The following is a 23089-nucleotide window of genomic DNA, read 5'->3' as shown; positions in this document are numbered from 1 at the left end:
CGGTAGTACCCGCGCCGCCCTCCCCACGGAGGCGGCGGCATGACCATCCCGCTACTGCTGCTCGTGGCGGCCTTCGCACTGATCCTCGCCAACGGTTTCTTCGTGGCGGCCGAGTTCGGCCTCGTCACCGTCGAGAAGCCCGAGGCCGAGCGCGCCGCAGCCGAGGGCGACCGCCGTGCCCGCACGGTCGTCGAAGCCCTGCGGGAGCTGTCCTTCCAGCTCTCCGGCACCCAGCTCGGCATCACCATCACCTCACTCGTCGTCGGCATGCTCGCCGAACCGGCGCTCGCCGCCCTGCTGTCCGGGCCGCTCGCCGCCACCGGCCTGCCCGCCGGAGCCGTCTCCGGCATCGCCGTCTTCACCGGCATGCTGCTCGCCTCCGCCGTGCAGATGGTCGTCGGCGAGCTCGTCCCGAAGAACTGGGCGGTCTCCCGGCCGCTCCAGGTGGCCCGCTTCGTGGCCGGCCCGCAGCAGGTCTTCTCCCGGGCCTTCCGGCCCGTCATCGCCGGCCTCAACTCCGTCGCCAACCGCCTCGTGCGGGCGCTCGGAGTGGAGCCCGCCGAGGAGATGGCCTCCGCCCGCACCCCCGGCGAGCTGGTCTCCCTGGTCCGCCATTCGGCCCAGGCCGGTGCCCTCGAGCAGGACACCGCCGACCTCTTCGTACGGACCCTGTCGCTGGGCGAGCTCACCGCCCAGCACGTCATGACCCCCCGCGTGAAGGTCAGCGCCCTCCAGGACACGGCCACCGCGGCCGACGTGCTGAACCTGACCCGCGCCACCGGCCTGTCCCGCTTCCCGGTCTACCGCGAGCGCATCGACGAGGTCACCGGCGTCGTCCACCTCAAGGACGCCCTCGCCGTGCCCGAGTCCGAACGCGCCCGCACCTCCGTCGCCCGGATCTGCGTCGCCCCGCTGCTGGTCCCCGGCTCCCTGCCGGTCCAGCCGCTGCTGGAGCGGCTGCGCAGCGAACAGCCCATGGCCGTGGTCGTCGACGAGTACGGCGGCACCGCCGGCGTGGTCACCCTGGAGGACATCGTGGAGGAACTCGTCGGAGAGGTCCGCGACGAGCACGACCTCGCCGAGGACGACAGCCCCGAACTGGCCGCCGTACCCGGCGAGGACGGCCGCCCCTCCTGGGAGGCCGACGGCAGCTGCCGCGTGCAGACCCTGCGCCGGATAGGCCTCGACGTGCCCGAGGGGCCCTACGAGACCGTCGCCGGGCTCGTGGCCGACCTCCTCGGCCGGATCCCCTCACCCGGGGACCGGGCCGAGCTGCCCGGCTGGAAGCTGTCCGTCCGCCAGGTCCGGCGCAACCGCGCGGAGCGGGTGCGCCTGGTACGCCTCACGGCCGTGCCGGCCCCCGCGAGCGGCCGCCCGGCCGCCGAGCTGGAAGGCGCCGCCCTGTGAACGCGCTGCAGCTCGTCTTCGCCCTGCTCCTCGTCCTGGCCAACGGCTTCTTCGTCGGCGCCGAGTTCGCGCTCGTCTCCGTACGCCGCAGCCAGATCGAGCCGCTGGCCGCCGGCTCCAAGCGGGCCCGCCAGGTGCTGTACGGCCTGGAGAACCTGCCGCGCATGATGGCCGCCGCCCAGTTCGGCATCACCATGTGCTCGCTGACCCTCGGCGCCGTCGCCGAGCCCACGGTGGCCCGGCTGCTGGAGCCCGTCTTCCACGCCCTGCACGTGCCCGAGGGCCTGATCCACCCCCTCGGCTACGTGGTGGCCCTGTCGGCGGTGGTCTTCCTGCACCTGGTCATCGGCGAGATGGTCCCGAAGAACCTCGCCATGGCCGCGCCCGAGAAGACCTCCCTGTGGTTCAGCCCCGGCCTGGTCGCCTTCGCCCGCCTCTGCGGCCCCGTCACCACGGCGCTCGGCGCGTGCGCGGCGCTGGTCCTGCGGCTGTTCAAGGTCGAGCCGAAGGACGAGGTCGAGGCCGTCTACACCAGCGCGCAGCTGGGCCGGCTGGTGGAGGACTCCCGGCAGGCCGGGCTCCTCGAACCGGTCGAGCAGGAGCGCCTGGAGGACGCCCTGGAGCTGGGCAGCCGCCCGGTCACCGACGTCCTGCTCAGGCGGGACCGCCTCGTCACGGTGGGCCCGGCCGTCACGCCCCGCGAGATCGAGCAGCTGACGGTCCGCACGGGCTACTCCCGCTTCCCCGTCCGCACCGAGACGGGGGCCTTCATGGGGTACCTCCACGTCAAGGACGTCCTGGACCTGGAGGACCGCGAGCGGGCGGTGCCGCAGCGGGTGTGGCGCCGGATGACCACCCTGTGCTCCACCCTCCCGCTGGACGACGCCCTCAGCGTCATGCGCCGCGACGCCACCCACCTGGCCCAGGTGGCCGACCCGTCGGGCCGGATCCTGGGCCTGGTGGCCCTGGAGGACGTCCTCGAAATGCTGGTCGGCGAGGTCCGCGACCCCGCCCACCGGCCCTTCGCCCGCGCCTGATCCGGCTCAGCCCGGGACGAGTGCCTCCCACTCGTCCCGGGTCGGCCCGTCGTGCCCCGGCGCGAAGTCCGGGTTGGCCTCCAGCCAGGCCGTCACCTGCCGGTCCACCTCCTCGGTGCCGTAGGCGTCGGCGGCGGGCAGCAACAGGTGGCGGACCTTGGCCCGGGCCCGCATGACGACCGGGTCCTCGAAGGCGCAGGCGCCCACGGCTGCCGCCCGTCGGTCGGTGGCCGGGGCGCCCTCGGCCAGACGCCGCTCGTTGACCCGGTCGGCGGCCACCTGCTCGTCGAACCACGGGCGCAGGGTCCGGGCCGTCCAGTCGTGGTAGCCGGCCGGGTCCGCGGCCGTCTCGTCGGCGTGGGCGGCCAGGTACCGGGCGGCGAGCAGACCGAAGGCGACGCCGTGGCCCAGGGTCGGGTTGGTGTGGACGAGGCTGTCGCCCGTGTTGACCAGGCCGGTGACCACGGGCCCGGCGCCGTCGGTCAGGGAGGTCCAGCGGTTGGGCAGGCCCGCCATGGGCAGCACGGCCGACCGCGGTTCGGGATCCAGTCCGAGCCAGGCCGCGGCGGCGGGGAAGCGGCGGGCGGCGGCCTCGAAGACGGCCGGGTCGGTGACCGCGCTGCGGGTCGGGTCGGCCGTGGAGAGCACCAGGTGCACCGCGAAGGTGTCGTTGTCGGACGGGAACACCCCGGCGAGCGCGAACGGCGCGGCCGAGCCGGTCTTCACCCTCCCCGGGTCCCGGGGGCCGTCGGGCCGCAGCGCGTACCAGCGGCAGAAGTACGCCAGTCCGGTGCGGTGGCTGTCGACCACCGGCGGCCGGCAGCCCGCCGCGGTGAGCCAGCCGGGAACCGGCGAACGCCGCCCGGACGCGTCGACGACCAGATCCGCCGGCTCCTCCCGGTCCCCCACCCGCACGCCGGTGACCCGTGGCGGGCTGCCCTCGGCGAAGCGGAGCCCGCTCACCCGGCTGCCCTGGCGCACCTCGACGGCCGCCTCCCGGCGCACCGCCGAGGCCAGCGCGGCCTCCAGGACGATGCGGCGGGTCCGCAGGGTCACCAGCTCGTCGTCCCCGTCCCGCGCCGGCGGGTGCTCGCCGAACCAGTCGAAGTCGTGGTACTCCCGGGCGCCGCGCGCCAGCAGGTCCGCGTACACGTCGGGGGCCTCGGCGCGCAGCACGGACCGTACGGGGGCGAGGAAGGAATGCGGCTGCGCGGCCTGCGGGACCCGGGGCCGGTGCCAGTCGAAGAAGTCCCGGTCGAGGTCCTCCCCGACGCCCCGTACGTCCTGCTCGTACAGGCTGACCGCATGGCCCCGCCGCCCGAGCAAGAGGGCCGTTCCCAGCCCGCTGACACCCCCGCCTATCACTGCAACCCGCGCCACTGAGGCTCCCCTTCGCGTCGTGTTGCAGTCCGACCCTACCGGCAAAATCCAGCCTCGCCGGCCTATTGAGCGCGGGGGCCCGGGCCCCCGGGGAGGGCGCGGCGGCAGCCGAAGCGTCAGGCCGGGCTCGGCCCCCGCCCCGAGAGGACCTCCCCGTAGGCCTGCATCAGGTCCGGCAGCCGCAGCGTGGCCAGGTCCTCCCGCGACGGCTCGCCGGCGAAGCCCGCCAGCCGCAGGTCCCGGTACGCGCAGCTCTTCTCGTACAGCGTGCGCAGGAACCGCCCGTTGCCCAGCTCGTCGATCCAGCCCTGCTCCACCACGTGCCCGCTGATGCTGCGCAGTTCCTCCCGCGCCTCCTCGTCCCAGCAGTCCCCGTTCGCCTCGGCCAGCACCCCGCCGATCGCGGTCAGTTCCGCCGGCCGGTAGCTCGGGAAGTCGACGCGGGTCGTGAACCGGGAGGACAGTCCCGGATTGGCGGCCAGCAGCCGGTCCATCCCCGCCGGGTAGCCGGCCAGGATGACGACGAGGTGGTCGCGGTTGTCCTCGGCCCGCTTCAGCAGCACCTGGAGGGCCTCGTCGCCGTACGCGTCGCCCTTGCTGTAGCCCGAGTTGGACAGGCTGTACGCCTCGTCCACGAACAGCACCCCGCCGATCGCGGAGTCGATCAGCTCGTTCGCCTTGACCGCCGTCTGCCCGAGGAACTCACCGACCAGGTCGGCCCGTTGCGCCTCCACCAGGTGGTCCCCGCCCAGCAGCCCCAGCGCGTAGAAGACCCGCCCCAGGATCCGGGCCACCGTGGTCTTGCCCGTCCCCGAGGGGCCCGAGAAGACGAAGTGCCGCTTCGGCGGCTGCACCGGAAGGCCCTGCGCGGCCCGCAGCCGGGCCATGTGCAGCTGCGCCGACAGGGCCTTCACCTGCCGCTTCACCGGCTCCAGGCCGACCATCCGCTCCAGCTCCGCCAGCGCTTCGGCGAGCAGCGCCGGATCGGGCGGACCGGTGGGCAGTCCGGGCGGGGCGCCTTGCGGGGGCACCGGCAGCCGGTGCCGTACGCCTTCCAGCCGGCCCGTTCCCGGCGGCTCCCCGGGCGTCGGCGGATCGGCGTCCACCTGCCCGTCCGGCGCGATGTCCTGGACCGGGCCGCCCCCGCCGCCCCCGCCCCCGCCGCCCAGGGCGACCGCCGCGTAGTGTCCGGCGAAGCCCTCGCTCAGGTGGCCGCCGTACCCGCCGTACCCGAAGGCGTCGGCCAGCCCGGCCATGTCGTCGGGATCGGTGCTGTCCTCGATCGCCGTCAGCCGGGCCGCGGTGTCCATGAACGCCGGGTCCACCCGGTGCACTGCCCGGTACAGCGGCAGCGCCGCCGCGCTGCGCCCGGTGCCCTCGCGGGCCCGCGCCAGCCAGTACCGCAGCTCCTTGCGCTGGGGCTGCTCGCTGCGGCACCTCATCAGCGCGGCCGACAGCATCGGTTCCGCCTGCCCGTACATCTCCAGCCGGACCCGGGCCATCCCGCCGAAGAGCCCCGCCTCGATCCCGAGCAGCGGGTCGAGCACCAGCGGCTCGGTGTGCCGTACCAGCTGCTCCCAGTCCTTGACCAGGTAGGCCCGGCAGGCGTGCAGGAACCGGACCTGGGGGTCGGTGTCGACCGGCGGCAGCGCGGCGAGGGCCTGGTCCAGCTCGGGCACGTGGCGGCCGTCCAGCCAGTGCGAGGCGTGGGCCAGCAGCAGGTCCCGGCGGCTCTCCAGCACCGGCTGCACCCACCAGCCCAGCCAGTACCAGGAGTTGAGGGTGCGCCGGTGGCGGGTGCGCTGCTCGCCGAAGCGGTCCCGGTGGGCGTACATCCGCAATAAGGCGTTGGTGGTGTCCACGCGCAGCGCGTGCAGGCCCAGCCAGGCGTCGGCCATGGTGGGATCGAGCCCGACGGCCGTGCGGAACTCCTCCTCGGCCTGCGGGTACGCGCCCATCGTGCAGGCGTCGACCCCGCGGAGCCAGGCGAGTTCGGCCGGAGCGTGTGCGCTGCCCGGCATGCCGAAGTCCATCACATCCCCCACAAGCATGCCCCGTGGTGCGCGGCAAACTCCGCGTCGCGCACCAGAGTTGTCGACCCCGCCGATGAAATCAGGGCTGCATCGTACCTGCGGTGACGCACCTTACCCAGGGTGCGGTGGGCACGGGTCGTGGGCGTACCCCGCAGGCGCAGGGTAACTCAGGGTGAACAAGGGTGGGCGGAGCGACGCGTCCCGCACCGGTCCGGGGCAGAACGAAGCCCCCGATCACGGGGGAACAATCGGGGGCTTCGTGTCCGCGGCGGCCCTTGCGGACCGCGCATTCAGAACGTACGGCGGTTGCCGGGCCCGGGTCAAGCGGGTCGGGGAAGCCCCGTCCGGCCGTCGGCGCGCGACCGCTCAGGCCTGGGGGAGTCCGTGACGCTCGGTGACGGAAGGGGGCGTTCCCGGCGTCGCAGAAGCCCCGGAAGTCCACTCGTATCCCGTACCACTCTGGTGTACCAAGGTGTGCGCGAAGGGGCGTGAAGGGTCGTGCGAGAAGTGCGCGAGCTCCGCGCGCTCCCATCCGTCCCAGAAGTCGGAAAGATCCTTTCCGTCCCTGTTCCGCCCGCGTCCCCAGGACCTCTCCCGAGGCGTCTCCATCCACAGCAGCCGTGCCAGGCGGGGCCGCAGCGCCCGCCGCCCGGCCCCCACGCCCTCGACGAGCAGCACGGGCGCCGGCTCCAGCACCCGCTCGGCACCGAAGCGGCGCTCCACCCAGTCGTACGGGGCCCAGTGCGCGGGCCGCCCGGCGGCCAGCGGCTCCAGCACCTGCTCCCGCAGCCGCCCCGTCCAGCCGAACAGCTCCTCGTGGGTGGCCACGTCGTCCAGGTGCAGCACCGGGGCGCCGCCCAGGGCCTCGGCGAGCCGCTCCGCGAAGGTGCTCTTGCCCGACCCGGCGTGCCCGTCGATGCCGATCAGCCGCACCGGGCCGAGCGAGGGCGGCAGGGCGGCGAGCTCCCGTGCGAGTGACTCAAGTGACTGCTGTGGCTCCACCCGGCCAGGGTAAGGGCCCCCGACACGGGCCCCGGGCTTCGCCGCCGCACGGCCGGGAACTGGAAGGGTGGAGCAGCCGCACCACCAGACCGACCCCCTGGGGGAACAAGCCGATGACCGCACCCACGCCACGCAGGGCCCTGCTGGCCGTCGCCCTCGCCGCCGCCACCGCGGCCACCGTCCCCGGCGGACGGGCCTCGGCGGCCTCCGGCCCGGCCGCCTCCGGCCCGGCCCCCTCCGACCCGGCCGCAGCCGCCCCCGGCCGGAGCCCCGCCGAGGGCGTCCCCGGGGACACCGCCGCGGCAGCTCCCGCCGGCGCGGCCCCGGCCCGGACGGTCGACAACCGGTTCTGGTACGCGTACGCCCACTGGCAGGCCGGCACCCACCGAGGCACCACCGCCGTCGCCGGCGCCCGGCCGGGGCTGGAGATGGCGGCCCCGGCCGGCCGCACCGAGTACACCGACCCGCACACGGCCCGGAAGTCCACCTGGGAGTACGCCACCTGGACCTCCCCCGTGCACCGCACCACCGTCGCCGCCACCGAGGCCATCGCGTCCTGGAACGCCCGCACCCCGGCCGGCACCTGGATCCAGACCGAACTGCGCCCCTCCTACGGCGACGGCACCTCGGGCCGCTGGTACGTGATGGGCCGCTGGGCCGCCGGCGACGGCGACATCCGCCGCACCTCCGTCGACGGCCAGACCGACGGCCGCACCACCGTCTGGACCGACACCCTGGCCGTGGACGCCCCCGCCGCGGCCGCCGGCCTGCGCATCACCGGCTGGCAGCTGCGCCTCACCCTCCACCGCAGGCCCGGCGCCGCGCAGGGCCCCAGGGTCTGGCTGGCCGGGGCGATGGCCTCCGCCGTGCCCGACCGCTTCACCGTCCCGGCGGCCGCCCCCTCGGGCCGGGCGCACGAGCTGAAGGTCCCGCGCTACTCCCAGGAGGTCCACGCCGGCCAGTACCCCGAGTACGACAACGGCGGCGAGGCCTGGTGCAGCCCGACCTCCTCCCAGATGATCATCGAGTACTGGGGGCGCAGGCCCAGCGCCGCCTCCCTGGGCTGGGTCCGCCGCGACTACGCCGACCCGCAGGTCTGCCACGCCGCCCGCTCCACCTACGACGCCGCGTACAAGGGCTGCGGGAACTGGCCCTTCAACGCCGCCTACGCGGCCACCTACCGCGACCTGGCCGGCGTCGTGACCCGGCTGACCTCCCTGACCGACCTGGAGACCCTGGTCCGCGCGGGGATCCCGGTCATCACCTCGCAGTCCTTCCTCGCGCAGGAGCTCACCGGGGCGGGCTACGGCACCGCGGGGCACCTGATGACGGTGATCGGCTTCACCGCCGCCGGGGACGTGATCGCCAACGACCCGAACTCGCCGGACAACGACTCCGTCCGCCGCGTCTACCGGCGCCGGGAGTGGGAGAACGCGTGGCTGCGCACCAAGCGCCGCAACGCCGCCGGGAAGACCGTCTCGGGCACCGGCGGCGTCTGCTACCTCTACGCCCCGGCCAGGCCCGGCGCGGACCAGGTCAGGGCCCTGCGGGAGGTCGGGGTGCTGTGAGGCGCGGGCGGACCGGCCGGCGGGAAAGGTCCGCTCGCCCGTGTGGCTTAACGGGCGGAATATGGGCATAAAGGGCGTGTAAGGCTTCTCTAGGAGGCAGCCCGCCATGACCACCCATTCAAGTATCGAACGTCACCCGGACCTTGCCGAGATGCGGACTCGGTTCGAGCGGGTGACGAGCACTCCCGCCGCGCAGGCCGTGGAGGCGCTGGCCCTGATCTCGGGCCTGTATCTGGCGGCCTCGCCCTGGATAGCGGGGTTCAGCGTGCTGGGCCCGCTGGCCGTCAACAACCTGATCGCCGGTCTGGCCTTCTGCCTGTGCATGGGCGGACTGGGGACGGCGTACGAGCGCACGCACGCGATGGCCTGGACGGCCGTCGCGATCGGCGCCTGGACCATCGTGGCCCCCTGGGCCATCGCCGGTGAGATGGACACCACCCGCAGTGTCGTCAGCAACGTCATCACCGGCGCGGTCATGCTGTGCCTGGGCCTCGCCATGGTCTCCATGGGCGGGCGCCGGCGCATGACGACCTGAGCGGGAGCCCATCCCGCCGCCGGGCCCCGGCAGCACCTCCGCGTACCGGAGGGCGCCGGGGCCCGGCGGCGTGACCGGAGCCACCAGTGACCCTCGTCATATACCGTGAATGCCGCGAATGCTGGCACATTGGACGGCATGACCGCACACACCGCCGCCCTCTCCGCCCGCGCCCGCCGCCTCGTCGGCACGGGCGGCCCCAAGGAAGACTCCGCCTGGCTGGAGCACGTGCTCGGCTGGACCCTGGTGGTCGTCGTGGCCATGTTCGTCACCCAGCTCGGCCTGCTCTGACCCCCGGCCTGCTCTGACCCGGCCCGGCGCCGTCACGAGGCTCCCAGCCGCAGCCCCTCCGTGGCGATCACGTCCGAGGTGACCAGCGCCTGCTCGGCGCTGACCCGGGTCATGAACACGAACGGCGGGATGACCGGCGGGGCCGGCAGTCCGTCGGGGCTGAAGGTGACGCACAGCAGCCCCTCGATGCACCCGCTGAACCTCGTCAGGTACAGGGTCACGTCCCCGCGCAGCTCCAGGGAGTCGGCCGCCAGCGCGTACTCCTCGCGCCCGTCGCGGGTGTGCAGCCGGTAGTCGCGCAGCGACGCCGCCGCCATCCTCAGCACCAGCACCCTGCGGGGCCCGTCCGCCGTGGGCAGCTCGGTGACGCCGGCCAGCGCGAAGCCCCGCGGCGCGAACAGCGAGGTGGTGACCGTCGGGGGAGTACGGGCCGCCGCCGGCGGCCCCGCCGCGACCGGCTCCGCCCGCGCCTGCGGGGTCCCCGAGACCAGCGCGGCCAGCAGTACGACGGGCAGCACGGCGGCCGCCAGCCGTGCTGCCCCACCTGCCGCCTCCCCGCCCGCCGCCTGCTCCCCGGCCCCCTCTCCGTCCCCTCCCCCGGGCAGCGGAGTCCAGCCGAAGCCCAGGGCGCTGCCCGCGATCCCGAGCAGCATCCCGACGAGGAACCCGCCCAGGTTGGTCGCCACGAAGGACAGCACCGACAGCAGCAGGGCGTGCACCGACACGTACGCCCGCGCCTGCGGCAGGAACCACAGGAACAGCCCCGCCACGATCAGCGCGGCCCCGATCCCGATCGCCGCGATCCCGCCCAGCCCGAGGCTGACCAGCACCGTCAGCGGCGAGAGCGGGACCAGCAGCAGCTCGGCCCCGCCCAGGACCAGCAGCAGCCCGCCCCAGAACGGCCTGGTCCGCCGCCACGCCCGCAGCCGCGCCCGCGGGCCGGGCGGCTGCGGTGGAGGTGGCGCCAGGGGCCCTAGAAGCACTTCCCGCCGTCCAGGCTCACGTCCAGCTTCAGGCCCTTGAGCCGGAAGTTGCCGCCGGTCGCGGACCAGGCGTGCGACTTCACGCCCACCACCTCGATGTTCCCGGCCTGGAGCCCGAACTTGCCGGGCTCGCCCCGCACCCCGTCCACCTGGTCGAGGGTGGAGGCGTCCCGGCCGATCTGCGCCGTGCCGAAGGTGGCGTCCCCGCCCAGGTCCTCGCCGTCGATGACCAGGTTGCTGGCGGTCACGTTCCCGGCCGGCCCGCCGGCGGTCAGCTTGAACACGACCTTCCCCAGCGGGGTGTCCACCTCGGCGGACTGGCAGATGTCGCTGAGGGTGGCCTCCCCGATGCCCAGCAGCGCGACGGGGTGCCCCTTGCCGTCGACGGAGCGGTCGGTGTGCACGTAGGAGGCGAGCCCCTTGCTGCTCAGCTTGGAGGAGGAGACCTGGAAGGATGTCCCCGAGACGGCGAAGGAAGCGGCGAGCGCCCCCTGCGCCGTCACCACCCCCAGCACCCCCGCCAGGGCGGCCGCCGGCAGCGCGACGAGCGCCGACTTCCGCCAGTCGACCCGGCCTTCGACGGCCGCTCTGTTGCCCTTGCCCATGATGTGCCTCCCGTGTGGATTCCGGAGGATCGGTGCGAAAGGAGCGCGACAGGCAGGTCTGCCATACTGCGGGCAAATCCTGTGGCGGTTCGAGGCTAGGGCTGAATTTGAATAATAGTCAACAGCGCGGCGCGGCCCTGCGTTCGCAGGTTCGACGGGCCGAACTCATAGCCATCGGACGGAAGTTGTTCGCCGACACCCCGTACGACGCCCTCTCCATGGACGACATCGCGCGCCAGGCCGGCGTCGCCAAGGGGCTCGTCTACTACTACTTCAAGAGCAAGCGCGGCTATTACCTCGCGATCGTCGAGGACTCCGTCGCCGGCCTCGTCGCCCGCGCCGGCGGGGACACCGGCCTGCCGGCCGCCGAACGGGCCCGCCGCACCATCGACGGCTACCTCCACTACGCCGAGCACCACCGCGCCGCCTACCGCACCATCGTCACCGGCGGGGTCGGCTCCGACGACGAGGTGCAGGCCATCCGCGACTCCGTCCGCGAAGAGCTCGTCGCCACCATCGCCGAGGGCGCCTACGGCCGCCGCGAGGTCCCGCCCCTGGCCCGGCTCGCCCTCGTCGGCTGGCTCTCCGGGGTCGAGGGCGCCACCCTCGACTGGATCGGCACTCCGCCGGCCGCGGCGCGCCCCGGGCGGGAGGACCTCGCCGCCCTGCTCGTGCGACAGCTGCGGGCGACGCTGACCGTGATCGAGGAGTTCGTCCCCGACTGTCCGGCTCCTCCAGCGGCCCCCGAGGATGCCGCGAGCGGCTCGAATGATCATGGCAATCATGTACCGGTGACGTAAAGCGCCTGATCGGGCATACTCAACCCGCCGCAGCCGCTGAGCGAGCCGTTCCGTAACCCGGGAGGGCAGCATTCGGCTGTGAGAGCACCGAGACCCGGCGGCGCGTCCCACACCTCACGCGTCGCCGCCGTGCCCGACGAGGGAGGAGAGCGCCGCCATGACCGACCGCGCCCCGCAGCCGGTGGACCGACAGCTGCCCACCGAGGAGTCCCGGGACCTCCTCGCGCTCGTACGCGAGATCGCCCAGAGGGAGATCCGCCCGCACGCCGCGGACGAGGAGGAGACCGGCCGGTTCCCCCGCGAGGTCTTCACCCTCCTGTCCGAGGCCGGCCTGCTCGGCCTCCCGTACGCCGGAGAGTTCGGCGGCGGCGAGCAGCCGTACGAGGTCTACCTCCAGGTGCTGGAGGAGCTGGCGGCCGCCCGTCTGACCGTCGGCCTCGGCGTCAGCGTCCACTCGCTGGCCTGCCACGGCCTGGCCGGTTACGGCACCAAGGAGCAGCAGTCGGCGCACCTGCCCGACATGCTCGGTGGCGGACTGCTCGGCGCGTACTGCCTCTCCGAGCCGGCCGCCGGTTCGGACGCCGCGTCGCTGACCACGAAGGCGGTCCGGGACGGCGACGACTGGGTGATCACGGGCACCAAGGCCTGGATCACCCACGGCGGCGTCGCCGACTTCTACACCGTCCTCGCGCGCACCGGAGCCCCGGGCGCCAAGGGCATCACCGCCTTCCTCGTCCCCGGCGACGCCCCCGGCCTGACGGCGGCCGTCCCCGAGAAGAAGATGGGCATGAAGGGCTCGCCCACCGCCCAGCTGCACTTCGACGGCGTCCGCGTGCCCGACTCCCGGCGGATCGGCGAGGAGGGGCAGGGCTTCACCATCGCCCTGGCGGCCCTGGACGCCGGCCGGCTCGGGATCGCGGCCTGCGCCATAGGCGTGGCCCAGGCGGCTCTGGACGAGGCCGTCTCGTACGCCCTCGGCCGCAGGCAGTTCGGACACCCCATCGCGGACTTCCAGGGGCTGCGCTTCATGCTCGCCGACATGGCCACCAAGATCGAGGCGGGCCGGGCGCTCTACCTCGCGGCCGCGCGGCTGCGGGACGCGGGCAAGCCCTTCTCCCGGCAGGCGGCGATGGCCAAGCTCTTCTGCACGGACGCGGCCATGGCCGTCACCACGGACGCGGTGCAGATCCTCGGCGGCTACGGCTACACCGCGGACTTCCCGGTGGAGCGGCTGATGCGCGAGGCGAAGGTCCTCCAGATCGTGGAGGGCACCAACCAGATCCAGCGCATGGTCATCGCCCGCCACCTGGCCGGCCCCGAGACCCGCTGACGCCGGACGGGTGAAAGGCTCTCGGCCGCCGGGCTGAACCCGCGGGGGTTCTGCCGTGTCGCCGGGAGCCGTACGGGCCCGCCGGAGAAGATCATGGCCGGTGACCCGCCTCAGACGCTCCGGGCTGCTCCTGCCGTACGTACTGCTGCTGCTCGCCTTCCTGGCCGTCCAGGCCCCGGGGGCCCGGGCCGCGGCGGACCCCTGCCGGGCGGACCAGCTCGGCGGGGCGAAGGTGACGGCATCGGCGGATTTCGACCACCGCGGCCGTGACGACACCTTCCTCACCAGCGTGATGGAGATCCGGGTCCCAAACGGTTGGGGGCCAGCCCCCGACCTGCTCCTGGACCCGCGCTCCCCGCTTTACCGCTCAGCGCTGCGCTGCTTGCTGGGCAAGGTCAACAAGAAGCAGGTCTACGACCAGGAACAGCGTCTCAAGCCGCTGACGGTGACGGCGGATGGCACCTGGACAACCGTCCACTACGAGGCCGTCGCATGGGTCGGGTCGCTCGGCACGTTTCCCGTGGGGCCCTGGCAGCTTGGCGCGGAAAGGAACGAGTGGACCATCGCCTTGCGGCCGCCCGCTAACCTCGCCCGGGCCACCTGGGAAGACGTGCAGGTCCGGCTGGGTGGCCCCGGTGCCATGTCGGTCACTCCGGCGCCGGCCTTCGGCGAGAAGGGCACCGAGCTGCGGTGGCGAAACCTGAAGGGCGAGCAGGCCTTCCGAGTGGTGTTCCGCCCGCCCGCGCCCCAGCAGTGGAGCGCCATCACCTGGACGACGGGCGAGTTCTGGGAGACCTTCGGCCTCCAGAGCGCCTCGGGTGTCGTCTGGTACCTGGAGGCGAGCGTGCTGCTGCTGCTCAGTGTCAGAAGTCTCCGGCGAAGTCTGGGGGACGATATGACGCCGAGGGAGGAAGGGTCGCTCAAGCTGATGAGGACCTGGGTGCTCCTGCAGGCGCTGCTGGTCGTCGTGGTCTACCTGGGCGACAACGCCTTCCGCTTGATCAGCCGACAGATGTCCTGGGCGAAGAACTACGAGTCGGATGTCTGGCTCTTCACCCTGCTGGTGCTCGGGCTCGTCCTGTGCTTCCTGGGCAGGGTGGGGAAGGCCTTCCTCATCGGGGCGTCCGCTTTCACCCTCTTTTTGGCGGCAGCCTGTGTCTATGTCGAATGGTCCGAATCCACGCTGCTGACCAGCAGCGACGCCACGATCCAGCCGCCCGGCTCCTGGATCGTGCCGCTGGTCCTTCTGGCGGCCGTCTTCGTATGCGTCCTCGGGCTGGTCTCGTTCGGACAGCGAGCCCTGCTCATGGGTGACGGAGGCCTGCCGCGCCGGCTGGTGGTGGCGGTCTCCTTCGTGGTGGCGGCCTCGGCGGTCCTGTGGTCCTTCGTCGCTTCTCAGCGGTACTGGGAGCACGTCACGTGGCTCGCCGACCCCGGCTGGCAGGAGTACAGGAAGCAATGGGCGGTCTTCTACGATGCGCGCTGGTGGGAATTTCCCCAGGACGCTCTCTACAACCTGACGCCTGTCGCATCCTACTTGAACGCGCTGGCCCTGGTGGGGGCGCTCCGGGTCTGCCGCTCCGAACAGCGCGCGGAAGACGCGTTCACGCCCGACCAAGCCGAAAAGTTCCTGCTGGTGGCGCTGTTCGTCCTCACGGCGGTGCCCAGCTATGCCGTGTACTACGGCTTCTCGGGCGACATCGTCATCCTGATCGTCAGTCTTGCGGCAGCCTGGGGCCTGCTCGCCTTGGGGCAGTCCCGGTCCGTGCTGGAGCAGCCGTCGGCGGACAACGCTCCGCTGGGGAAGACCGTCTCGAGGACCGACCGTTCCGAGTTGCTGCGCCTGGCAAGACGCTTCCGACACCTTCAGTCGCGGCTGCAGCGCGCGGGCGCCGGGCAGTCGGGCGAACGGACTCCCACGCAGGAGTCGATCGAGCACGAGATCGACGAGCTGGACCGGTGTCTGCCGGAGGGGGTGCGGCCGGTTGACCTGCCGTTCGCCTGCGGGCCCATGGTCACCTGGTGGGGCAATGCCTGCCGGGGTGCGCTCGTCGCATGCTGGGTCGGCCTGCCCGCTACGGCCCTGATGTACTGGACAGAGATGATCCGGAACGAATCGTGGGTCGTGACCACCCGGTACGGCGGCGGTTTCCTCCAGATCCTTGCCGAGATCCTCTTCTGGCAGTCCACCTGGGTAGCCGGAGGGTTCTTCCTGGGGGCGCTCTGGCGCGACCTCCCCGGCCGCCACGGGCCGAGCAAGGCGTTCGGAGTCGCCGTCGCGTTCGCCGTTCCGGTCTTCGCCCACCAGGTGATCGCCCAGACCATCGGCCAGAGCATGGAGGGGACGAACCCGGCCATGGCCGCCTTCGCCTCGGTCATGACGTTCACCGGCCTGGTGATGGACGTGCAGACCTTCCAGAGCGAGCGGCGTTACTGGCAGACCAGCGCCGGCCTCGTCGCGTACGTCTACCAGATGCGCTTCGCCTCGGTAGCGTTCTGCCTGGCGCAGCTCCTTGCGCTCGCCACCATCTGGAAGACGCTGCGCGAAGGAGGCCCGATGATGCCCCCATCCCGGTGAACCCGCGGACGCGCGCCCGCTCAGGACTCGTACAGCGGCCCGCTCGGCCAGATCGGGGAGGACGCGATGCGGGACCACTCCGGGTCGCGCCGTCCCGGCAGGGTGCGGCCGTCGGCGGCCCAGCGGGCGAGGAGGTCGCCGTAGATGGGCGGGTCGGGGTGGCGCGGCCGGCCGTGCTGGCCGCCCGGGGCCGGGACCGTCCGCTGAACCGATTCTTCGTAACCCGGCGCGGTGGGACGCCGCCTGCGCCCCGCTCTCGCCGACGGCGTTTCGAGAGTGGTCATGCACCGCCAACGCCGGACCCGGCACGGGGGTAACCCGGCCCGGTCCGCGCCCATCTGTTCGACCCTTCCCACTGTCCGCGGGCCCGGATGGTGGCGATCATGGGCTGATGCGTACACATCACACCCGGCCGGCGGTCGTGGCCGCCGCCGCGCTCCTCGCGCTCACCGGCTGCCAGGACGCGAAGCCCTCCGGCGGGGCCTCGAACGGTTCCGCCCCGGCCTCGGCCCCCGCTTCCGCGTCCCCGCCCGCCGCGAAGCAGGGCACCCTCCCCGACCTCGTCGGCAAGGGGCTCCAGGCCGCGCAGGACGAGGCGCAGGCCGCCGGCTTCCACCGCCTCGCCTCGCACGACGGGCTGGGCCGCGGGCGCGCCCAGGCCTTCGACCGGAACTGGAAGGTGTGCTTCCAGAGCCCCGGGCCCGGCTCCGCGTCCACCGACGCCCGGATCGACTTCGGCGCGGTGAAGGTCGAAGAGGCCTGCCCCGCCACGGACCCCGGGCTGCCGTCGGCGGCGGCCGGCGCGACCCCGGACTTCTACCGCAAGTCCGTGAAGGCGGCCCGGGACGCCCTGCCCTCCGGCGTGAACGTCACCGTGAAGGACTCCCTCCAGGGCCGGACGGTCCGGCTGGAGACGAACTGGCAGGTGTGCGCCCAGCTCCCGAAGGCGGGCAACCCCCTCAACGGCGGGCCGGTGGAGCTGAACGTGGTCCAGTTCGGCGAGACCTGCCCCTGACCTCCTCGCGCGGGGCGGAACGGGGCCTCGCGCAGCCGGGCGGTGGCTCGCCTTGCCGCCGTGGCAGGGCGTGCCGCAACCCTGGCACCCGGCACGGTTTCTGACGTACCGTCATATCCGCTCAGCAGCCCTGACCGCCCCCGCGCCCCAGGAGGTTTGCCGTGCCCGCGGACCGCCCCGTCGCCCTCGACGAATACCCCGTCCACCAGGCCCCGCTGTCGATGAAGCACCACGTCAGCGGCGACCGGAACGCCTACGACCGCTGCATCTTCCACGTCTTCGACCACGCCGGCCGCGCCGTCCTCATCCTCGGCCTCGGCGTCTACCCCAACGCCGGGGTCATCGACGCCTACGCCACCCTGCGCCTGGGCGACGACCTCCTCGCCGTCCGCGCCTCGGACGCCCTCACCGACGACCGGATGAACCTCTCCGTCGGCCCCCTGTCGATCACCGTCGACGTACCGCTCGAGAAGCTCACCCTGCGCTGCGCACCCGATCCGGCGGACCCGCACGGCCTTTCGTACGACGTCACCTGGACCGCCGAGTTCCCCGCCGTCTGGGAACCCCACCACGTCCAGCGCCGCGGCGACCGCCTCATGCTCGAAGGCCGCCGCTTCGTCCAGGCGGGGAACGTCACCGGCACCGTCCGGGCCCGCGGCGAGGAGTTCACCCTCACGCCGGGGGAGTGGACCGGCACCCGCGACCGCAGCTGGGGAGTGCGCCCGATACCCGGCGAGGACGGCGGCCGGGCCGCCGAGGAGATGCGCCCCGAGGGCTTCCACTGGCTCTGGGTACCCGTGCGCTTCGAGGACCGCTTCCTGATGGTCATCGTCCAGGAGGACGCCGACGGACACCGCACCCTCAACGAGGCCGTGCAGGTCTTCCCCGAGGACAGCGGCCGCCACGACGTACAGCTCGGCTGGCCCCAGACCGAGATCGGCTACCGCTCCGGCACCCGCCACCCCGAGCGCGCCGTCGTCCACCTCGCCGACCCCTCCCGCAAACCCCTCGAACTCGGCGTCGAGATCCTGAACTCCTCCCCGCTCGCCGTCGGGGCCGGCTACCCGCCCGCCGCCGACTGGCAGCACGGCACCTGGCAGGGCCGCGGCTGGACCGACCGCCGCACCTACGACCTCTCCGACCCGGCCGCCCACCCCATGGCCGCCTTCGGCGTCACCGACCACTCCGCCCGGTTCACCCTCGACGGGCGCACCGGCTTCGGGATCTTCGAACACGGCAGCTTCGGCCGCCACGACCCCAGCGGCTTCGCCGACTACTCCTCCGTCGCCCCCTGACCCGCCCCCGAGACAGGAAGGACCGGCCATGGCCACGGCACCCCGCCCCCGTACCTCCACCCGAGAGCCCGAGGAACTCGGCCGCCGCCTCGCGGCCTGGCTCGACGGCCGGCTCCCCGGCGCGAAGGTCGTCAACACCACCGTCCCCGGCTCCAACGGCATGTCCAGCGAGACCCTGCTCTTCGACATCGAGCACCCCGACGCCCCCGTCCGCGCCTGCGCCCTGCGGCTGGCCGCCGACCCGGCCGCCTACACCGTCTTCCCCACCTACGACATGCCCCGCCAGCACCGCGTGATGAGCCTGGTCGCCGAGCACACCGACCTGCCCGTCCCGCGCGTGCTGTGGCTGGAGGAGGACCCGGCCCCGCTCGGGGCGCCGTTCTTCGTGATGGCCCGCGCCGAGGGCCGCGTACCGCCCGACGTCATGCCCTACACCTACGAGGGGAACTGGCTGCACTCCGCCACCGACGCCGAGCGCGCCGAACTCCAGGAGGCGAGCATCTCCCTCCTCGCCCGGCTGCACGACCGGTTCCCCGCGAAGGAGGCCGAGTTCCTGCTCCCGGACGGCGAGGGCAGCCCGCTGCGCCGCCACGTCGACGCGCAGCGCGCCTACTACGAGTGGGTGGTGGCCGGGCTGGCGCGCTCGCCCCTGCTGGAGCGGGCCTTCGACCGGCTGGAGGAACTCTGGCCCGCCGACGAGGGCGAACCGGTCCTCAACTGGGGCGACGCCCGCATCGGCAACGTCATCTACGACGGCTTCCGGCCGGCGGCCGTCCTCGACTGGGAGATGGCGGCCTACGCCCCGCGCGAGGTCGACCTCGGCTGGACCGTCTACCTGCACCGGTTCTTCCAGGACCTGACCGTGAGCTTCGGCCAGCCGGGCCTGCCCGGCTTCCTGCGCCGCGAGGACCTGGAACGCCGCTACGCCGAACTCACCGGGCACACCCCGAGGGACATGGAGTTCCACACCCTGTACGCGGCCCTGCGGCACGGGATCGTCATGCTGCGCATCGCCTACCGCCAGGCGCACTTCGGCGAGGTGGAGGTCCCCGCCGACCCCGACGGGCTGATCCTGCACCACGCCAGCCTGGCCGGCATGGTGCAGGGCACCTACTGGTAGCCGCCGATCAGGCGGCCTGCGCGTGCTGGCTCCGGCTCGGCGGCGCGGCCGCCGCCGGCCGCACGGGACGCGAGCCCGGCCCGCCGACGTGCGAGAACGGCTGCGTCCGCCAGTCCAGGCCCTGGGGCAGGGCGAGGTGCACGATGGCCTCAAGCTCCTGCTGCTCCGGCAGGAGCGCGCCCAGCGTCGGCAGGGCGTCGGAGACCGGGCGGCCGGTGCCGGCGCACACCGTGAGCCCGAACGGGTTCCACGGGGTCAGGCACAGCGCGTGCTGCGGCAGGTGCTCCTCGTCCGCGACGAGGGCGATCGACTGCCCGCAGTCCGGGCAGACGGCGTGGCGGACCTCGAAGTACTCGGCGTCGCCGGGTTCGAGGTACTCCCCGTCGTCCGCGTAGCCGGTCTCGACGGATTCCAGGGGCTCCGGTTCGGTGCGACCGGCGCGCTTGGTGTTCAGCATGGATGTACTCCCCCTTGGGTGGGCCGGGCGGGCAGGTACTTCGGCCACGGCCACACCAAGCACTTCCCGCCGCGCGGCACGAGTAACCACCAGAGCGGGATGTACGCCCGTACACGCCTGTGGCTTTGGTCACATGCCCGCCGCAGGTGCCACTTCTGCGTGGACACCGCTGTGCCGGAAGCCGTTCGGGGCAATAGGTTGTGCGGCTATGAGCGCAATGGAGGAGCTGGACCGCCAGATCGTGGATCTGCTCGTGCGGGACGGGCGGATGAGCTACACGGACCTGGGCAAGGCCACGGGCCTGTCCACGTCGGCGGTCCACCAGCGAGTACGCAGGCTGGAGCAGCGCGGCGTCATCCGCGGGTACGCGGCCGTCGTGGACCCCGAGGCCGTGGGGCTCCCGCTGACGGCCTTCATCTCGGTCAAGCCGTTCGACCCGAGCGCGCCGGACGACATCGCGGACCGGCTGGCCGGCGTGCCCGAGATCGAGGCCTGCCACAGCGTCGCCGGCGACGAGAACTACATCCTCAAGGTCCGGGTGGCCAGCCCGCTGGAACTGGAGGACCTCCTGGGCCGCCTCCGCGCCCTGGCCCACGTCTCGACCCGCACCACGGTCGTCCTCAGCACCCCCTACGAAGCCCGCCCGCCGCGCGTCTAGCCGATCCCGGCCCCGCGAATCCAGCCCGCCGGCGCTCGAGGCGCCCCACCCACCCCCGCCCCGCTCCGGCCTCGCCGGCGTTTGAGGCGCGGGGTCTGGGGCGGAGCCCCTGGGAACGGTGGAAGGGCGGGTAGGGGACCGGCCCGCGCAGCGGCACCCCCACCCCACCCGGGGAGATCCGCGGCGAGCGGAGGGGCGAGACTGGTCCCCATGACCGACCGCACCCCCTCCGCCGAAGCCGCCGGAGCCACCCCGCCCTCCCGAACCGTCCTCCTGCGCGGAGGCGAGGTGCACAGCCCCGCCGACCCCTTCGCCACCGCGATGGTCGTCGAGCGCGGCCACGTCGCCTGGGTCGGCTCCGAGGGCGCCGCCGACGCCTTCGCGCAGGGCGTGGACGAGGTCGTCGACCTCGGAGGGGCGCTCGTCACGCCCGCCTTCACCGACGCCCACGTCCACACCACCTCCACCGGTCTCGCCCTCACCGGCCTCGACCTGAGCGGCGCCCGCTCCCTCTCCGAGGCCCTCGGGCTGGTCCGCGCGTACGCCGGCCGGCGGCCCGCCGACCGGGTGCTCCTCGGGCACGGCTGGGACGCCGCCCGCTGGCCCGAGCGCCGCGCCCCGCGCCGCTCCGAGCTCGACGAGGCCACCGGGGGCCGCCCGCTCTACCTGAGCCGCGTCGACGTCCACTCCGCGGTGGTCACCACGGCCCTGCTGGACCTCGTCCCCCAGGTGCACCCGCACGGCGACGACGTGCCGCTCACCAAGGACGACCACCACGCGGTCCGCCGGGCCGCGCTCGCCGCCGTCACCCCCGCCCAGCGCGCCGAGGCGCAGCGGGCGGCCCTGGACCGGGCGGCCTCCCTCGGCATCGGCTCGGTGCACGAGTGCGGCGGGCCCGACATCTCCTCCGCCGAGGACTTCACGGGCCTGCTGGCCCTGGCCGCCGAGCACCCCGGGCCGCGCGTCCACGGCTACTGGGCGGACCGGGACCTCGCCCTGGCCGAGGAGCTCGGCGCGGTCGGCGCCGCCGGCGACCTGTTCGTGGACGGCGCCCTCGGCTCGCACACCGCCTGCCTGCACGCCCCGTACGCGGACGCCCCGCACACCGGCACCGGCTACCTGGACGCCGCCGAGGTCGCCGAGCACGTCGCCGCCTGCACCGAGGCGGGCCTGCAGGCCGGGTTCCACGCCATCGGGGACGCCGCCGTCGCCGCCGTGGTCGAGGGCGTCCGCGCGGCCGCCGAGAAGGTGGGCCTGGCCCGGATCAGGGCCGCCCGGCACCGCGTCGAGCACGCCGAGATGATGACCCCGCAGACGATCGCGGCGTTCGCGGAACTCGGCCTGACCGCCTCCGTACAGCCCGCCTTCGACGCGGCCTGGGGCGGCGAGGACGGCATGTACGCCGACCGGCTCGGCGCCGAGCGCGCCCGCACCCTCAACCCGTTCGCCGCCATGCTCAAGGCCGGCGTCCCGCTGGCCTTCGGCTCGGACGCGCCCGTGACCCCGCTCGACCCCTGGGGCACGGTCCGCGCGGCCGCCTTCCACCGCACGCCCGGGCACCGGATCTCCGTACGGGCCGCCTTCGCCGCCCACACCCGCGGCGGCTGGCGCGCGCTGGGCCGCGACGACGCGGGCATCCTCGTACCGGGCGCCCCGGCCGACTACGCCGTCTGGCGGACCGGGGAACTGGTCGTCCAGGCGCCCGACGACCGGGTCGCCCGCTGGTCCACCGACCCCCGCTCCGGCACCCCCGGCCTGCCCGACCTGAGCCCCGGCGGGGACCTGCCGGTGTGCCTGGCGACGGTGGTCGGCGGCCGGGAGGTTTTCGTACGGCCACAGGGGTGATCCACCGGGCACCGGTGCGGTACGGGCGGCCCGGCCCGGATAGGTTCGGCCGGGCCCACCACGGGACGTCCCCACCGGACGGCTCCGTCCGCTCCGCGCGCCCGCGCCCCGGGGGCGAGGGAAGGTTTCGCCGGCCGGGGCGGCTCCCGGCGCGTGCCGGAGGGTGGCCCCGGACCGGGCCCGGCGGCCCAGTAGACAACGGTCACGGCGGCCCGCAGCCAGCGGGAGCCGGTCCGGCCCGAAGGGCCGCCGGTCCCGGTCGCCGGCTGTTCTAAAATCATCCTGTCGTGACGGGACGGACGAAGAACACACAAGGGGTACAAGTGAGCGACGGCGGGCAGCGGACGTACGGACCGCTCGGCACCACCTTGGTGATCATTCCGACGTACAACGAGGCCGAGAACATCGGCCTGATCACCGGCCGGGTCCGCGCCGCCGTCCCCGAGGCCCACATCCTGGTCGCGGACGACAACAGTCCCGACGGGACCGGCAAGCTCGCGGACGAGCTGGCGGCCGCCGACGACCACGTCCACGTCATGCACCGCAAGGGCAAGGAAGGCCTTGGCGCCGCCTACCTCGCGGGCTTCGCCTGGGGCCTGGAGAACGGCTACGGCGTCATCGTCGAGATGGACGCCGACGGCTCCCACCAGCCGGAGGAGCTGCCCCGGCTGCTCACCGCGCTGGGCGGCGCCGACCTGGTGCTCGGCTCCCGCTGGGTGCCGGGCGGCCGCGTCGTCAACTGGCCCAAGAGCCGCGAGTTCCTCTCCCGCGGCGGGTCCACGTACTCCCGGCTCATGCTGGACGTCCCGATCCGCGACGTGACGGGCGGCTACCGGGCCTTCCGCCGCGAGACCCTGGAGGGGCTCGGCCTCGACGAGGTCGCCTCGGCGGGCTACTGCTTCCAGGTGGACCTGGCCCGCCGGGCCGTCCGCAAGGGCTTCCGGGTCGTGGAGGTGCCCATCACCTTCGTCGAGCGCGAGCTGGGCGACAGCAAGATGAGCAAGGACATCGTGGTCGAGGCCCTCCTGCGGGTCACCCAGTGGGGCCTGAAGGAGCGCGCCGCCAAGCTGGCCGGCAAGCGCCGCTGACCCCCTCGGGCGCCGGGCGTCCCCTAGGGGATGCCCGGTACCTCCGGCTGAGCCCGGTTTTA

General features: G+C 73.7%; 21 protein-coding genes. 14 read left to right on the top strand and 7 right to left on the bottom strand.

Going from position 1 to position 23089, the window contains the following annotated elements; genetic code table 11:
- Nucleotides 1–39 precede the first annotated feature (39 nt).
- Nucleotides 40–1407 carry a hemolysin family protein gene (locus D1J60_RS06470; protein WP_125604575.1) on the top strand — a complete coding sequence of 456 codons (1368 nt, stop codon included), beginning with the start codon at nucleotides 40–42 and terminating at the stop codon, nucleotides 1405–1407.
- Complete coding sequence (locus D1J60_RS06465; RefSeq protein WP_125604577.1) at nucleotides 1404–2444, top strand: hemolysin family protein; 1041 nt, start codon at nucleotides 1404–1406, stop codon at nucleotides 2442–2444. Before D1J60_RS06470 ends, D1J60_RS06465 begins: the two co-directional genes overlap by 4 nt.
- A gap of 6 nt (nucleotides 2445–2450) precedes the next feature.
- On the opposite strand, the gene D1J60_RS06460 is transcribed toward D1J60_RS06465, so the two are convergent.
- The 3 genes from D1J60_RS06460 to D1J60_RS06450 all read right to left on the bottom strand — a co-directional run bounded on the left by D1J60_RS06460 (nucleotide 2451) and on the right by D1J60_RS06450 (nucleotide 6859).
- Nucleotides 2451–3824 carry an FAD-dependent oxidoreductase gene (locus D1J60_RS06460; RefSeq protein WP_125820468.1) on the bottom strand — a complete coding sequence of 458 codons (1374 nt, stop codon included), beginning with the start codon at nucleotides 3822–3824 and terminating at the stop codon, nucleotides 2451–2453.
- 116 nt (nucleotides 3825–3940) lie between these two features.
- On the bottom strand, nucleotides 3941–5857 hold the full coding sequence (locus tag D1J60_RS06455; RefSeq protein ID WP_125820467.1) for an AAA family ATPase: 1917 nt from the start codon (nucleotides 5855–5857) through the stop codon (nucleotides 3941–3943).
- Nucleotides 5858–6223: 366 nt separating this feature from the next.
- Entirely contained in the window at nucleotides 6224–6859 is a 636-nt protein-coding gene (locus D1J60_RS06450; protein WP_125820466.1) for a hypothetical protein, read from the bottom strand.
- 113 nt (nucleotides 6860–6972) lie between these two features.
- Here D1J60_RS06450 and D1J60_RS06445 point away from each other — a divergent pair, with 113 nt between their 5' ends.
- The 3 genes from D1J60_RS06445 to D1J60_RS06435 all read left to right on the top strand — a co-directional run bounded on the left by D1J60_RS06445 (nucleotide 6973) and on the right by D1J60_RS06435 (nucleotide 9253).
- Nucleotides 6973–8427, top strand: a complete 1455-nt coding sequence (locus tag D1J60_RS06445; protein ID WP_125820465.1) for a peptidase C39 family protein — start codon at nucleotides 6973–6975, stop codon at nucleotides 8425–8427.
- Between the two features lie 106 nt (nucleotides 8428–8533).
- Nucleotides 8534–8962: an SPW repeat protein gene (locus D1J60_RS06440; RefSeq protein ID WP_125820464.1), complete on the top strand. Its 429-nt coding sequence runs from the start codon at nucleotides 8534–8536 to the stop codon at nucleotides 8960–8962.
- A gap of 138 nt (nucleotides 8963–9100) precedes the next feature.
- Nucleotides 9101–9253 carry an SCO1431 family membrane protein gene (locus D1J60_RS06435; RefSeq protein ID WP_125820463.1) on the top strand — a complete coding sequence of 51 codons (153 nt, stop codon included), beginning with the start codon at nucleotides 9101–9103 and terminating at the stop codon, nucleotides 9251–9253.
- Nucleotides 9254–9285: 32 nt separating this feature from the next.
- Here the strand turns inward: D1J60_RS06435 and D1J60_RS06430 are convergent, their stop codons facing one another.
- On the bottom strand, nucleotides 9286–10236 hold the full coding sequence (locus D1J60_RS06430; protein WP_206436490.1) for a DUF6114 domain-containing protein: 951 nt from the start codon (nucleotides 10234–10236) through the stop codon (nucleotides 9286–9288).
- Nucleotides 10227–10841: a DUF6230 family protein gene (locus tag D1J60_RS06425; protein ID WP_164720851.1), complete on the bottom strand. Its 615-nt coding sequence runs from the start codon at nucleotides 10839–10841 to the stop codon at nucleotides 10227–10229. The genes D1J60_RS06430 and D1J60_RS06425 overlap by 10 nt, the downstream gene beginning before the upstream one ends.
- A 107-nt stretch (nucleotides 10842–10948) precedes the next feature.
- Between D1J60_RS06425 and D1J60_RS06420 the strand changes: the two genes are divergently transcribed.
- From D1J60_RS06420 to D1J60_RS06410, 3 genes are all read left to right on the top strand, one after another.
- Entirely contained in the window at nucleotides 10949–11641 is a 693-nt protein-coding gene (locus D1J60_RS06420) for a TetR/AcrR family transcriptional regulator (protein WP_125820462.1), read from the top strand.
- Between the two features lie 157 nt (nucleotides 11642–11798).
- Entirely contained in the window at nucleotides 11799–12971 is a 1173-nt protein-coding gene (locus D1J60_RS06415) for an acyl-CoA dehydrogenase (protein ID WP_125602972.1), read from the top strand.
- A 100-nt stretch (nucleotides 12972–13071) separates the two neighbouring features.
- On the top strand, nucleotides 13072–15549 hold the full coding sequence (locus D1J60_RS06410; protein WP_125820461.1) for a DUF6185 family protein: 2478 nt from the start codon (nucleotides 13072–13074) through the stop codon (nucleotides 15547–15549).
- A gap of 20 nt (nucleotides 15550–15569) precedes the next feature.
- Here the strand turns inward: D1J60_RS06410 and D1J60_RS06405 are convergent, their stop codons facing one another.
- Entirely contained in the window at nucleotides 15570–15833 is a 264-nt protein-coding gene (locus D1J60_RS06405; RefSeq protein WP_125820460.1) for a hypothetical protein, read from the bottom strand.
- 107 nt (nucleotides 15834–15940) lie between these two features.
- On the opposite strand from D1J60_RS06405, the gene D1J60_RS06400 reads away from it, so the two are divergent.
- The 3 genes from D1J60_RS06400 (at nucleotide 15941) to D1J60_RS06390 (ending at nucleotide 18979) form a co-directional block, all read left to right on the top strand.
- The gene (locus D1J60_RS06400) at nucleotides 15941–16564 is read left to right on the top strand and encodes a hypothetical protein (protein WP_125820459.1); all 624 of its coding nucleotides are present in this window, start codon (nucleotides 15941–15943) and stop codon (nucleotides 16562–16564) included.
- A gap of 161 nt (nucleotides 16565–16725) precedes the next feature.
- Nucleotides 16726–17859, top strand: a complete 1134-nt coding sequence (locus D1J60_RS06395; RefSeq protein ID WP_125820458.1) for a hypothetical protein — start codon at nucleotides 16726–16728, stop codon at nucleotides 17857–17859.
- Between the two features lie 28 nt (nucleotides 17860–17887).
- Nucleotides 17888–18979 carry a phosphotransferase family protein gene (locus tag D1J60_RS06390; protein WP_125820457.1) on the top strand — a complete coding sequence of 364 codons (1092 nt, stop codon included), beginning with the start codon at nucleotides 17888–17890 and terminating at the stop codon, nucleotides 18977–18979.
- Nucleotides 18980–18986: 7 nt separating this feature from the next.
- On the opposite strand, the gene D1J60_RS06385 is transcribed toward D1J60_RS06390, so the two are convergent.
- On the bottom strand, nucleotides 18987–19436 hold the full coding sequence (locus D1J60_RS06385) for a hypothetical protein (protein ID WP_125602968.1): 450 nt from the start codon (nucleotides 19434–19436) through the stop codon (nucleotides 18987–18989).
- A 217-nt stretch (nucleotides 19437–19653) separates the two neighbouring features.
- Here D1J60_RS06385 and D1J60_RS06380 point away from each other — a divergent pair, with 217 nt between their 5' ends.
- The 3 genes from D1J60_RS06380 to D1J60_RS06370 all read left to right on the top strand — a co-directional run bounded on the left by D1J60_RS06380 (nucleotide 19654) and on the right by D1J60_RS06370 (nucleotide 23027).
- Nucleotides 19654–20094 carry an Lrp/AsnC family transcriptional regulator gene (locus D1J60_RS06380; RefSeq protein WP_164721043.1) on the top strand — a complete coding sequence of 147 codons (441 nt, stop codon included), beginning with the start codon at nucleotides 19654–19656 and terminating at the stop codon, nucleotides 20092–20094.
- Between the two features lie 210 nt (nucleotides 20095–20304).
- Nucleotides 20305–21939 carry an amidohydrolase gene (locus tag D1J60_RS06375; protein WP_125820456.1) on the top strand — a complete coding sequence of 545 codons (1635 nt, stop codon included), beginning with the start codon at nucleotides 20305–20307 and terminating at the stop codon, nucleotides 21937–21939.
- Nucleotides 21940–22262: 323 nt separating this feature from the next.
- Nucleotides 22263–23027 carry a polyprenol monophosphomannose synthase gene (locus tag D1J60_RS06370; RefSeq protein WP_042800610.1) on the top strand — a complete coding sequence of 255 codons (765 nt, stop codon included), beginning with the start codon at nucleotides 22263–22265 and terminating at the stop codon, nucleotides 23025–23027.
- Nucleotides 23028–23089: the final 62 nt, after the last annotated feature.

Origin of the sequence: Streptomyces sp. W1SF4 (assembly GCF_003950035.1) — a bacterium.
In the GTDB taxonomy this organism is placed as follows: Bacteria; Actinomycetota; Actinomycetes; order Streptomycetales; family Streptomycetaceae; genus Streptomyces; species Streptomyces racemochromogenes.
Note: the sequence above shows the minus strand (reverse complement) of the source record. Positions and strands in the feature narration are given on the sequence as shown.